The sequence below is a fragment of the Lentzea sp. NPDC054927 genome, assembly GCF_053610285.1.
This window is the reverse complement of record NZ_JBSGXZ010000015.1, coordinates 54392-66480: the sequence shown is the minus strand read 5'-3', so window position 1 is coordinate 66480 and position 12089 is coordinate 54392. Positions and strand designations below refer to the sequence as shown.

Annotated in this window: 12 protein-coding genes; 9 read left to right on the top strand and 3 right to left on the bottom strand. The window is 71.6% G+C overall.

The genetic code is table 11. The annotated features are described in order from the left end of the window. Positions 1 to 8: 8 nt before the first annotated feature. Positions 9 to 620, top strand: coding sequence for an ester cyclase (locus ACWGE0_RS21705; RefSeq protein ID WP_452262699.1), 612 nt, complete (start codon positions 9 to 11; stop codon positions 618 to 620). 14 nt (positions 621 to 634) lie between these two features. Here the strand turns inward: ACWGE0_RS21705 and ACWGE0_RS21700 are convergent, their stop codons facing one another. After that, on the bottom strand, positions 635 to 1504 hold the full coding sequence (locus ACWGE0_RS21700) for an alpha/beta fold hydrolase (protein WP_452262775.1): 870 nt from the start codon (positions 1502 to 1504) through the stop codon (positions 635 to 637). 47 nt (positions 1505 to 1551) lie between these two features. Here ACWGE0_RS21700 and ACWGE0_RS21695 point away from each other — a divergent pair, with 47 nt between their 5' ends. The 5 genes from ACWGE0_RS21695 to ACWGE0_RS21675 all read left to right on the top strand — a co-directional run bounded on the left by ACWGE0_RS21695 (position 1552) and on the right by ACWGE0_RS21675 (position 7859). Next, a complete protein-coding gene (locus ACWGE0_RS21695) occupies positions 1552 to 4410 on the top strand; it encodes a BTAD domain-containing putative transcriptional regulator (RefSeq protein WP_452262698.1) in 2859 nt (952 codons plus the stop codon). After that, entirely contained in the window at positions 4403 to 5446 is a 1044-nt protein-coding gene (locus ACWGE0_RS21690; protein WP_452262697.1) for a sensor histidine kinase, read from the top strand. The genes ACWGE0_RS21695 and ACWGE0_RS21690 overlap by 8 nt, the downstream gene beginning before the upstream one ends. Further along, complete coding sequence (locus ACWGE0_RS21685; RefSeq protein WP_452262696.1) at positions 5443 to 6510, top strand: hypothetical protein; 1068 nt, start codon at positions 5443 to 5445, stop codon at positions 6508 to 6510. Before ACWGE0_RS21690 ends, ACWGE0_RS21685 begins: the two co-directional genes overlap by 4 nt. Next, entirely contained in the window at positions 6495 to 7145 is a 651-nt protein-coding gene (locus ACWGE0_RS21680; RefSeq protein ID WP_452262695.1) for a response regulator, read from the top strand. The genes ACWGE0_RS21685 and ACWGE0_RS21680 overlap by 16 nt, the downstream gene beginning before the upstream one ends. Positions 7146 to 7238: 93 nt before the next feature. Beyond that, entirely contained in the window at positions 7239 to 7859 is a 621-nt protein-coding gene (locus ACWGE0_RS21675; RefSeq protein WP_452262694.1) for a hypothetical protein, read from the top strand. Here the strand turns inward: ACWGE0_RS21675 and ACWGE0_RS21670 are convergent, their stop codons facing one another. Beyond that, complete coding sequence (locus ACWGE0_RS21670) at positions 7860 to 8177, bottom strand: MarR family winged helix-turn-helix transcriptional regulator (RefSeq protein WP_452262693.1); 318 nt, start codon at positions 8175 to 8177, stop codon at positions 7860 to 7862. On the opposite strand from ACWGE0_RS21670, the gene ACWGE0_RS21665 reads away from it, so the two are divergent. Further along, a complete protein-coding gene (locus tag ACWGE0_RS21665) occupies positions 8176 to 8451 on the top strand; it encodes a hypothetical protein (protein WP_452262692.1) in 276 nt (91 codons plus the stop codon). The genes ACWGE0_RS21670 and ACWGE0_RS21665 overlap by 2 nt on opposite strands. After that, positions 8396 to 8584, top strand: a complete 189-nt coding sequence (locus ACWGE0_RS21660; RefSeq protein WP_452262691.1) for a hypothetical protein — start codon at positions 8396 to 8398, stop codon at positions 8582 to 8584. The genes ACWGE0_RS21665 and ACWGE0_RS21660 overlap by 56 nt, the downstream gene beginning before the upstream one ends. An 81-nt stretch (positions 8585 to 8665) precedes the next feature. On the opposite strand, the gene bdeA is transcribed toward ACWGE0_RS21660, so the two are convergent. Next, entirely contained in the window at positions 8666 to 9514 is an 849-nt protein-coding gene (gene bdeA, locus ACWGE0_RS21655) for a bis(hydroxyethyl) terephthalate hydrolase (protein WP_452262690.1), read from the bottom strand. Positions 9515 to 9699: 185 nt separating this feature from the next. Between bdeA and ACWGE0_RS21650 the strand changes: the two genes are divergently transcribed. Further along, entirely contained in the window at positions 9700 to 12078 is a 2379-nt protein-coding gene (locus ACWGE0_RS21650; protein WP_452262689.1) for a LuxR C-terminal-related transcriptional regulator, read from the top strand. Positions 12079 to 12089 lie beyond the last annotated feature (11 nt).

The window sequence follows — 12089 nt, the reverse complement described above, 5'->3', positions numbered from 1 at the left end:
GACACGAGATGCTCAACCGTCGTTCACTCATCACCAACGGCAGCACCGCCGCGTTCGGCGCCATGGCACTCGCCGCCGTCACCGGTGGTACCGCCCAGGCCGCCCCGGCCGGGTACTCGCCGTGGACACCGTTGCCCGACCCGTCGGCGACCCCGGTGCCCAACCCGCCGTTCGCCAAGGACCTGACCCACCACGAACGGCGCAACCTGGAGACGTTCGACGAGCTCGACTTCGACGTCTTCAGCCACCAGAAGTGGGCGCGGCTGGGGGAGAGCCACGCCCTCAACATCCGCGTGCACTGGCCCGACGGGCACTACACCGACGGCATCGACAGGCACATCGAGGACCTGAAGGCGTTGTTCGTGTGGGCGCCCGACACCCGCATCGAGTCGCACTACCTGCGCGTCGCGAACGGCGGGCTGAGCGCGGTCGCCGGTGTCATGAAGGGCACCTTCACGCGACCGATGCCGGACGGCAAGGGCGGCCTCGTCCAGCCCACCGGCCGCCGGTACGCGATCAACATGGCGACCGTCGGGCTGTGGAACCGGCGCGGCACGATGGACGAGGAGTTCCTGTTCTGGGACAACCAGACCTTCTACCAGCAGATCGGCCTGGCCTGACCGGAGCGCGGGAACTACCGGGTGAGCAGAGCCCGGATCGCGCCCGCCACCACGTCCGGTGCCTCCTCGGCCATGAAATGTCCACAGGAGACCGTGCCGTGGTCGAGGTCGGGTGCCCAGGCCTTCCACAACTTTTCGGCGTCGAAGCCGAGCGCCGCGCCCCAGTCCTGCTGCAGCACGGTGACCGGCATCCGCAGATGCGCCCCCGCATTGCGCGAGGCGGTGTCGTGCTCGACGTCGATTGTCGCCATGGCCCGGTAGTCCGCGATGATCGACGTGACGGCCTCGCGGGAGGCCTTCAGGTAGGCCTCGCGGATGTCCGCGGGGAACGGCGACTGGCTCCAGATGTCCAGGAAGTGGCCGAAGAACTCGTCCGGGCGCGCGCCGATCAGTTCCTCGGCGAGCCCGGGCGGCTGGGCCATCAGGTAGAGGTGGAAGCCCACCACGGCCGTCGTGCCGCGCATGACGTCCCAGGTGTCGAGCGTCGGCAGCACGTCGAGTGCGGCCAGGTGTGTGACGGTGTCCGGGTGGTCGAGGCCGGCGCGGAACGCCACGTGCGCACCTCGGTCGTGCCCGACCAGTGCGAACCTGTCGTGCCCGAACGCACTGGCGACGGCGACGACGTCCGCCGCCATGGCGCGCTTGGAGTAGGTGAGGCCGCTGTCGGCGGGCTTGTCGCTGTCGCCGTATCCGCGCAGGTCGGGCATGATCACGGTGTGGTCGGTGGCCAGGTCGGCGGCGACGTGCCGCCACATCAGGTGGGTCTGCGGGAAGCCGTGCAGCAGGACCACCGGTGGCCCGGAGCCGATGCTCGCCACGTTGATCGAGACGTCGTCGGCACCCTGAACGCGCTGGTAGTCGTATCCGTTGAGGTTCACGCCCACAGCTTGGGCGCGTTCGATCAGCAACCGATCAGCGTTAGGCTCAGCGGGTGGTGACGTTCGGGGTGCTCGGCCCGCTGACCGCGGGATCCGCCCGCCTCGGCGGCCCGAAACAACGCGCGGTGCTGGCCAGACTGCTGATCGCCCGGCGCCGTGTCGTGCCGGTGCGCGTTCTGGTCGCCGACCTGTGGGAGAACCCGCCCGACGGAGCGCTCGGCACCGTCCAGACGTTCGTCGGTGCGCTGCGCAAGGCCCTCGAACCCGATCGTCCACCCCGGACACCCTCGACACTGCTGGTCACCGAGGGCGCGGGCTACGCGTTGCGCGCCGAGGACGTGGACGCGTGGCGGTTCGAGGAGATGCTGGGCGGCGATCTGTCCGTTCTGGACAGTGCCCTGGCGTTGTGGCGCGGCCCGGCCTACGCCGAGTTCGCCGACGAGCACTGGGCGCGGGCCGAGATCGACCGGCTGGAGGAGCTGCGGCTGGTCGCTCTGGAACGCCGCGCCGAGGCCGCCCTCGCCCTGGGTCGTACCGCGGGCGTTGTCGCGGACCTGCGTGCTCACCTGGCCGAACATCCGTGGCGCGAGAAGGCGTGGAGCCTGCTCGCCCTGGCGTTGTACCGCGACGGACGCCAAGGCGACGCGCTGGAAGCAGTCCGCACGGCCCGGCACGCCCTCGTCGAGAACCTCGGTGTTGACCCAGGTGCCTCGCTGCGCGCGCTGGAGGCCGACATCCTCGCCCAGTCACCCCGCCTGACGCCTTCCACCGCACCGTCGCTGGTCGGGCGTTCGGGGGAGCTGGCCGCGCTGGAGGCCGCCGTGCCGGCGGCAGGTCTGGGGATCGCGCTGGTCACCGGCGAGGCGGGCGTGGGCAAGACCGCGCTGGCGGAGGCGTTCAGCGACGTGATCGCCGGCCGCGGCTGGACAACGGTCTGGGCGCGCTGCCCGGAGGACGCGCCGGTGGCGTGGCCGTGGCAGCAGGTCGTGGAGGCGCTGGGCGAGAAGCTCGTGGTGGCCGACCGCTTCCACCTCAGACGCACGATCGTGTCCACAGTGGAATCCGCGGCGCCGGTGCTGATCGTGCTGGACGACCTGCACCAGGCCGACGAGGAGACCCTCGCGGTGCTGGCCGCGTTCACCGCCCACCAGCTCTCCGGCCGGGTCCTGATCGTCGCCACCACCCGCGCCGCGGTGCCGTCGGAGGCACTGTCCCGGGCCGAGCCGGTCCGGGTGGAACTCCGTGGTCTGGGTGAGGAGTCCGTCGCCGTGCTCGTGCGGTCGATCACCGGGGGCTCGCCCGACGTGCGGGTGATCCACGAGCGCAGCGGTGGCAACCCGTTCTACGTCAAGGAACTCGCGCGGCTGTTCGCGGCCGGCGGAGACCTCGGTGCTGTTCCCGCGGGAGTGCGGGACGTCATCCGGCACCGGCTCGCCGCGTTGCCCGCCGACGTGCGGATGGTGCTGCACCAGGCGTCGGTGCTGGGGCGTGACGTCGAGGTGGACCTGCTGGCCGCGCTGGCCGGTGACGACGTGCTCGACGCGGTGGACACCGCGCTCGAAGCCGGTTTCCTGGTCGAGGAAGCGCCCGGCCGCGCCCGGTTCACTCACGCACTGGTGCGCGACACGTTGTACGAGGACGTGTCGCTGACCAGGCGGGCACGCTGGCACGCCGCCGTCGCGTCGGTCCTGGAATCCCGGCGCCCTGCCGACATCCACTTGCTCGCCCACCACTACCTGCTGGCAGGCGCCCGCAGCGTCGAAGCGGTTCGGGCGTTGGCCGCGGCGGCCGAGTCGACCCGTTCGCCCCGTGCGGCGGCACGGTTGTGGCAGGCAGCGGTCGAGGCGGACGGCACTCGGCTCGACCTGCTGACCGGACTGGTCAGGGCACTGGCGGTCGGCGGTGATCTGGAGGCGGCCCGCGCCCGTCGCTCGGACGCGTTGCGGCTGGCCGGTGACGCGGAGGCGATGGCGGACGTGATCGGGTCGTTCGACGTGCCGGGCATCTGGACCACGAACGACGACCCCGTGCACTCGGCTGAACTCGTGGCCGCTGCCGAACGCACGCTGCCCGCGTTCCCCGGACGCACCGCCACCCGTGCCCGGCTGCTCGCGACGATCGCGATGGAGCAGCGCGGCACGAACGACCGGCTGGCCGAGGCCACCGAGGCCGAGGCCATCGCGCGTGACCTCGAGGATCCCGCGCTGCTCGCGTTCGCGCTGAACGCCCGGTTCATGCACACGTTCCACCGCACCGGTCTCGCGCCGGACCGTGCCGCGATCGGGCGCGAACTGCTCGACGTGGCCTCCGGGCACGGCCTGGTCACCCACGAGGTCCTCGGCCACCTGATCCTGATCCAGGCCTGCTCGGCGTTGGCCGACTTCGGCACCGCGGACCGGCACGCCGCGGCGGCCGACGACCTGGCCCGCCGGCACGATCTCCCGTTGGTCTCCGTGTTCACCGAGTGGTACGCGGCCTTGAAACTCGCTGCGGCGGGGCGGGTCGACGACGCCGACCGCGCCTATCGGGCCGCGGCCGCGCGTGTGCGGGGTACCGGCATGTGGGGTATGGAGCGCGGGCTGTTGCCCTTGGCCCTGTTGAGCTTGCACGGCCCGTCCACAGTGGACCTGAACGACGACTGGGGTCCGCACCTGGAGTGGGTTCGCCCGCTGGTGCTGCCGCACGACGAGGCGCTGGCGGCCGCGCGGGCGTTGCCGCCGGGGCCCGCGGATCTGCTCAGCGAGGCGCGGGCATGTCTGCTGGCCATGGCGGCGCTGCGCCTGCGGGATCCCGGACTGGTCGAGCGCGCGTACTCGCTGCTCCTGCCGGCCGAGGACGAACTGGCCGGCGCGGGGACCGGTCTGTTCACGTTCGGCCCGGTCACCCGCTACCTCCGCGAACTGGGTGGCTGATGTGCCTGGCGTGCTGCTGGAGGCGAGGCTGCTCGCGACGATGTCCCGGGTCGCGGGCCAGGTTCGCGGCGCGGGCGTCGTCCTGATCAGCATCTTCGGCGCCTGGTCGGTGAACTCGCCGCTGGGCTGGTCGTTGCTCGCGTTCGTCGCGCTGACCTCTCTCGCGGACTTCTGCGTCCCCCGCATCGCCCTGCCGGTGGCCTTCGTCCGGGTCGTGGTGCTGTCGGTGCTGCTGGGAGGTGCCGCAGAGCAGTGGGCGCTCACCGTCCTCACCACGACCTTGATCACCTGGCAGTGGCAGTGGCCGCTGCGGGTCACCGTGCCTCTCTCCGCGGTGCTCATCGCGTTGCAAGTGGCGGTGGCCGGTCCTGGTGTGCTGGCGCGAGCCGTCGTGGAGCCCGTCCTCGCCCGAGTCGCCTACGTGTTGTTGCGCCGCTCCAGCCGCCGGGTCGACTCGCTGCGCTCCCAGGCCGTGTCGCAGCAGCGCGCCGCGGCGGTGGCCCTGGAACGCGGCCGTCAGGAACGCGAGTTCCTCGCATTGCTGCACGACACCGCGGCCGCGACGTTCCTGATGGCCGCCCACGACGGTGATCCGTCGGCGGTCGCGGTCCAGGCACGGCGTGATCTGGTGGCGCTGGCCGAGCGTGACAACGCCCAGGGCACCGTGGACGTCGCATCCGCACTCACGGCCGTGGCGCGCGATCACGTCGTGTCGGTGCAGGTGAGGGCGGAGCCGGCGCCGGTGCCCGCGGCGGTCGCGTTGGCGTTCGTGCGGGCCGCGGGGGAGTTGTTGACCAACGTGGCGCGGCATTCGGGCACGGCGGCCGCTTCGCTGACGGTGGCGCGGGCGGGCAGGGGCGTGGTCGTGGTGGTCGAGGACGAGGGCCGCGGGTTCGTGCTCGCCGACGTGCCGTCGCATCGGCGAGGGTTGCGGGGATCGGTGCTGGACCGGTTGGAGGCGGCGGGTGGGTCTGCCGAGATCGACTCGGCGCCGTCGCGCGGCACGACCGCCCGGTTGGTCTGGCCCGCCCCATGACCGATCACGCCGTCTTCACCACCGCACGCCAGGTCCTGCTGGTCGTGGTCGTCACCATCCAGCTCGGCCTCACCCTGCCCAACCTCGTCACCCACGCCCACGCCCCGCCCGCGTGGCTGGCGTTCGCGCTCCTGACCGCGGTGCTCGCCGTGGTGAGCGGTTCGGTCGCCGCAGGCAGCGCGGAGCTGCCCGCCGCCATCGCGCTGCCGGGCGTCGCCGTGGTGCTCACCTCGTCGTACCTGGCCACGACCGCCCTGCCCGGCGGCGCGTCGTTCGGACCCGCGGACTGGGCGTTCGGACTCGTCGGCTGGTACCTGCTGCTCCTGCTGACCGAGCGTCCTCAGGTCCTGGTCGCCGCGCTCACGGCCCACGTCGCCCTGTCCGTCGCGTGGTTCCTGCATGACGGCAACGGTGACCTGGGCACCGCCGGAGTGGTCATCCTGAGCGGCACGAGTGTGCAGCTCGGCGCGTTGGTGATGATCCGCGTGCTGGTGCGTGATGCCCGGCTCGCCGCGGAAGCCGCCGCCGAACACGACGCCGCCCGCACGCGCGAAGAGCTGGCTCGGCAACGGGAACAGGATCTGCGCACCGGGTTCGCGGGACAGTTGGGCGCGGTGCTGCCGTTGCTCGCGGACCTCGCCGACGAGGTCGTGAGCGCGGGGGACGAGGCCACCAGGCTGCGGTGTTCGGTCGCGGCGGTGCAGTTGCGCAGGCTGTTCGCGGAGAACGACGACGTGCCGGATCCGTTGCTGCACGAGCTGACCGCGTGTGTGGACGTGGCCGAGCGGCGTGGTGTGGTGGTGTCGCTCGCGGTGAGCGGAGTGGCTACGCCGGTGCCGACGGAGGTGCGGCGCGAGTTGGTGGCACCGATGGTCCGTGCGCTGGCGGTGGCTGATGGGCGTGCGAAGGTGAGTCTGTTGCGCACAGCGGACGAGGTGCGTGTGGCCGTGGTGACGGAAGCCGGTGGTGAGCTGCCGGAACAGGACTTGCCGGCGTTCGTCGCGGTCGAGACGAGTGTCCACGGTGGACTGGTGAGGAGCGAGGCGAGATGGCGGACGACGTGACCGCGGTCGTGGTCGACGACCATCCCGTTGTGCGCGCGGGAGTGGCGCATTGGCTGTCCACCGCGGAGCCGCCGATCACCCTCGTGGCCGGCGGCGAGGACCCCGAGGTGGCGTGGACCGGTCCCGGAGCCGACGCCGCGGTGGTCGTGCTCGACCTGCACCTGGGCGGTTCGACACCGGCGTTGCCCGCGTTGCGCAGGCTCGTCGAGGACGGGCGCAACGTCGTGGTGTACTCGATGCGCGCGGACGACGAGACGGCGTTGCAGTGCATGGAGATCGGCGCGCTGAGCTACCTGACCAAGTCCGAGGGCGCCGACCACCTCGTGCAGGCGGTGCGTGCCGCGGCGGCCGGTCAGTCGTACACGCCGCCCGCGCTGGCCGGTGCGCTGGCGGGCGACAGGTCGGAGACGCGGCCCGCGTTGTCGCCGCGCGAGACCGAGGTGCTGGTCGAGTGGTTCCAGTCGGAGTCCAAGGAGTTCGTGGCCCAGCGGCTGAACATCACGCTCAGCACGGTGAACTCGCACCTGGAGCGGATCAGGGTGAAGTACGCCGCGATCGGCAGGCAGGCGCCCACGAAGGCGGCACTCGTAGCACGCGCCGTTCAGGACGGCCTGATCGGGCTCGACGACCTCTGACCCGTGTGGTGTGAACGACCGATACCGCCGCCACCAGCCGCGACCTAGCCTCCTCGGCAGCCCCCGTTTCCGCAGTTCCCGAGGAGTTCCGCAGTGAACCACGCCCGTGGCCCCCTGTTCATCGCCGCCGCCGCGACCGCGGGACTGCTCCTGTCGGGCTGTGGCTCCGAGACCACCGGCACCGCCTCGCCCGCGTCCTCCGAAACGACGACCACGACCACCACCTCCGAGACGGAAACCAGCACGTCCGCGGCAGCGCCGACCGGTGACACCACGGCCCCCGGCACGAAGCTCAAGGTCGGCGCCCGCGCGGTGATCCCGTACACCGGGTCGGACAAGAACGGCACGATCGCCGTCACCCTCACCGCCATCGAACAGGGCGCCAAGGAGGACCTCGCGAAGTTCGGGGACAAGGCGAAGGGCATCACGCCGTTCTACCTGCGCGTGCGCGTCGAGAACGTCAGCGGCACCGACCTCAGCTACACGTCGGTGGGCATGCGCGGCCTCGGCACCGACGGCAAGGGCACCGGCGTGATCATCTCCGGCGACACCCCCAAGTGCGACTCCACCAGCGCGCCGAAGACGTTCTCGACGGCGGGCGCGTCGTACGAGACGTGCGTGCTGACCGGGGCACCGGACGGCCTGAAGGTCGCGGCGGCCGCCTACAACCGCGGCGGCGGCTACGAGAAGTCGCCGGTGGTCTGGGAAAGCTGATCAGGGCTGGACGACGGCGAGGATCTCGTCCAGCGCCGCCAGCTGATCCGAGCTGAGGCGCCGGAAGATCGACCGCCGCACCAGGCCGTCCCGCGCCATCGCCTCCACGGCCTGGGTGATCGACCGCGCGGCCATCCCCAGCTCCGCTGCCAGCTGCGTCTGCTTGACCGGCCCGAGCCTGGCGAGCACCTGCAGCACCTTCGTCCGCGCCAGCGACACCCCCTCCAGGGCCATGTGCTCGTCGACCGCCTTGCGCACCTGCGCGGCGGTCGTCAGGAAGTGCAGGCCAACCTCGCTGGCGCGGCGGCTCTTGGTCATGACGAACGGCCTCGGCCGGCTGGTCGCGCTCGACCTGGCCCGCCGCGGCCTGGACCTGGGCATCGTCGCCCGCAGTGCGGCCGAGGTGGACGAGCTGCGGGCCTCGGTCGAGCAGATCGCGCCCGGCACCACCGTCGACGCGTTCGTGGCCGACCTGTCCTCGCTGCACGACGTTCGTCGCGGTGAACTACCTCGCGCCCAGGGTGCTCACGAACGCCTTGCGCGACAAGCTGACCGGCCGCGTCGTCACGGTCGCGTCCGAAGCGTCACGTGACCCGCAGCGCGGAGCCTCGATCATCACGCGGCTCGCGACCGACCCGGCGTTCGCCACGACGACGGGCGGCAGGAGTGCGGACGTCCAGCGCGAACTGTGGGAAGCGACCGAGAAGCTGCTTCAGCTGAGGTGATGCACGTCTGGTGTTGTCGGCTGAGGTGGGTCGGGTCGCGGCGCCCCCGCGCTCGGACGGACGCCGCGACCCGTGCTCAGGTCAGGAGTGCGGGCAGGTGTCCCGGTACTCCTCGATCAGGGTGCTGCGTCCCGGCGCCGGGCAGAGGAACTGCTCGTAGCGGGTGTCGTTGTCGATGAAGCGCTTGAGCCACGAGATGCTGTACTTCGCGATCGTCGTGTTGGACGAGTTCGGGGCGAAGTGCGAGGCGTTGTTGAGTTCCAGGTACGCCTTGTCCAAAGTGGACGGCAAGGACGTGTAGAACGGCTCGGAGTGGGACGAGACCGGGGCCACGGAGTCGCTTTCGGCGCCGACTACCAGGGTTGGCACGCGGACTGACGACCAGTTCTTGGTGGTGTGCCACGCGGTCAGCGGGATCGCCGCTTGGAGGGCTGGGCGTTGGCTGGCCGCGCGCAGGGTGCCGCCGCCGCCCATCGAGTGGCCCATGACGCCGAGCCGGGTGGCGTCGATTCGGGTGCGCACGGTGCTTTGCTGGGTCAGGTAGTCGAGGGCGGCGAGCAGTTGGGAGGCGCGGCTGTCGGGCTGGTCGTAGATCGTGTTCGTGTCGATGGTGAACACGACGAAGCCCTGGGACGCGAGGCGCGGGCCCAGCCAGGAGATGCTGGACTGCGTGCCGGTGTAGCCGGGGGAGATGGCCACCGCGCCGAACGTGCCGGACGCGGTGCTGGTCGGGTAGTAGATCGTGCCGCCGCCGAAGCCGCCCACGAGGGACGACACGGAGGTTTCCGACACGGCGAACGGGCCGCGGGAGGCTTCGATGCTCGCGACGGTCGGCGCGGGGCCGCGTTCGTACGGGTTGGCGGCCGCCTGGGCGGTGCCGGTGACCAACACCAGCGAGAGCGCTATGGGGAGCAGGGTGCGGAGTTGCACGGCGCTGTACACCTCATTCGGCAGGGGAACTGCGAGGACACCTCGACCCTGCAACCCCGGCGCTCGGGTCCGCATCGGTGCAACCACCGGTCTCGGCGAAAACTTCGGCGGAAAAACTAACGGTGGTAGGTGAATTTGGTCCCCGCCTCTTCCGGAGGGGCCACAACCGCCGTAAGACTGGTCCGATGCTGCGTGGGCGTGACCGGCAGCGCGTCGCCGTCGACGCGTTGGTCGACCGTGCGCGCGCTGGGCGTGGTGGGGTGTTGGTGCTGCGCGGCGAGGCTGGGGCGGGCAAGACTGCGCTGCTCAACGCGGTGCGGCACACCTACGACGCGTTGTTGTGCGTGGACGTCCTCTCTCTTGACGACGACCTCGTGCAGCTTGCGCACGACGTCACCAACACGCGTGCGGCGCTCCTCATCGCAACTGAGGGGGAGCCGCGCGGGTTGCCGAGTGTCACGCTCGACCCGTTGGACCGGGCGACGAGCGTGCGCGTGCTGCACGACCTGGTGCCCGGCGTGCCCGACCCCCTTGCCGAGGACCTCGCCGACCTGGCCTGCGGGAACCCGCTGGCGCTGGTCGAGCTGGCGGGATCGCTCACGTCCGCGCAGCTCGGGGGTGCCGCGCCGGCGCCGGACGTGTTGCCGGAGAACAGCTCGCTGCGGCTGCGGTGGCGGGCTCGGTTCGACGCGCTCTCAGCCCGCGCACAGCACGTCGTCGCGCTGGCGGCGGTGGACGAGGACCTCGACGCCGAGACGCTGGCCCAGTGGGACCTGGACGCGGTGGTGGAGGCCGGCTCGTTGCTCGACCTGCGCAGACTGGTCCGGTCGGCGCTCCGGGCTGAGGTGCCGCTGCCGGCCAGGCGGAAGGCGCACGCCGAACTGGCGGAGACGTTGCCGCCGGGCGCTCGCCGGACGTGGCACCAGGCGGTGACGACCCAGGATGCGACGCTCGCCGACGTTCTTACGGCCCACGCCGAGCACGCACGGCGTTGCGGGGACTTCGCCACGGCCGCACGGGATCACGGCCGCGCCGCGCAGCTGACCGCGGACCCCGAGACCAAGGCCCACCGGCTGCTCAGGGCGGCCGCCGACCACTGGGCGCACGGCGCGCCGCACCGGTCGCGGGCCGTTCTGCGCACCGCGGTCCGGCTGACCGACACGCCCGAGCTCAAGGCGCTGATGGACCTCGTCGTGGGAGGCATCGACCTGGGCGAAAGCCTCCCGGACGTCGCCGCCGACCGGCTGGTCCGCGCCGCGAAGGGGCTGGTCGGCACCAACCGCGCGCTCGCTGTGGCCGCACTGGGGTTCGCGGGCGAGGCGGCCAGCATCGCCGGAGATCACCTCAGACACACCGCCATCGCGGAGTTCGCGCGCGAGATCCGCCGCCACGATGAACCGGCGGCCACTCGGCTCACCCTGGACCACCTTGTGGGGATGTCCGCGACGCTCTCCGGACGGCACGACGAGGCGTTGCCGGAACTCCGCGAGGTCGTGCGGCTGGCCGACGAGGTCGCCGGACCACAGGCGCGGATCTGGGCGAGCCAGGCGGCCTACGTCCTGGGCGACGCGACCCGTTCGTACGAGATGGCCACCAGTGCGGTGATGTCGGCGCGTGAGAGTGGATTCATCGCGCTGGTGCCTTGGGCGTTGGTGTACCGGGCGTTGTCGGCGTTGCTGCTGGACCAGCACGCCGCGGCGCTGACGGCGGCGACCGAGGGCGTGCACGCGGCGACGGCGATCGGCCAGCACAACGCGGTGGTCGACCACCTGACGATCCTGGCGCTGCTGGCGGCATTGCGCGGTGACGCGGACACGGCGTTGCACCGAATCGACACCGCCACCGAGCACATCACCCAACGCGGGCTCACCCGGCCGGGCACGTTCGGCGCGTGGGCGTTCGCGTGCGTCGATCTGGCGCGGGACCGGCCCGCCGACGCGCTGGACCGGCTGCGGCTGTACCCCGGACACGCCGGCATCAAGGTGATGGCCGCGCCACACGTGGTGGAGGCCGCGGTGGCTTGTGGGCGAACGTCCACAGCGGACAGAGCGTTGAAACGGTTCGAGAAGTGGGCGGACACCACGGGCAGCACGGCCCGGATGGCGCTGTCGCATCGCTGCCGCGGACTCCTCGAGACCGGCACCGCCGACGAGCACTTCGAGGAAGCGATCCGGCTGCACCGCGCCAGCGGCACCGCCATGGAACTCGCGAAGACCGAGCTGCTGTACGGGACCCGGCTCCGCAGAAGCCGCAAACCCAAGGCCGCGCGCGAACACCTGCGTGACGCGGTGCGCATCTTCCAGTCCTACCAGGCTGATCACTGGATCGACCGCGCCCGCGCCGAACTGCGCGCTGCCGGGGATCCCACCGGCGAGCCCAAGGACCATCCCGGTCTCACGCCGCAGCAGGCGCAGATCGCCAGGCTGGTCGCCGAGGGTGCCACGAACCGCGAGATCGCCGCGCGGTTGTTCCTGAGCCACCGCACCGTCGAGCACCACCTGCGCAACATCTTCGCGCGGCTCGGCGTGCGGTCGAGGGTCGAGCTCACCAGAAGGCTCGACTGACGGTGTTCCAG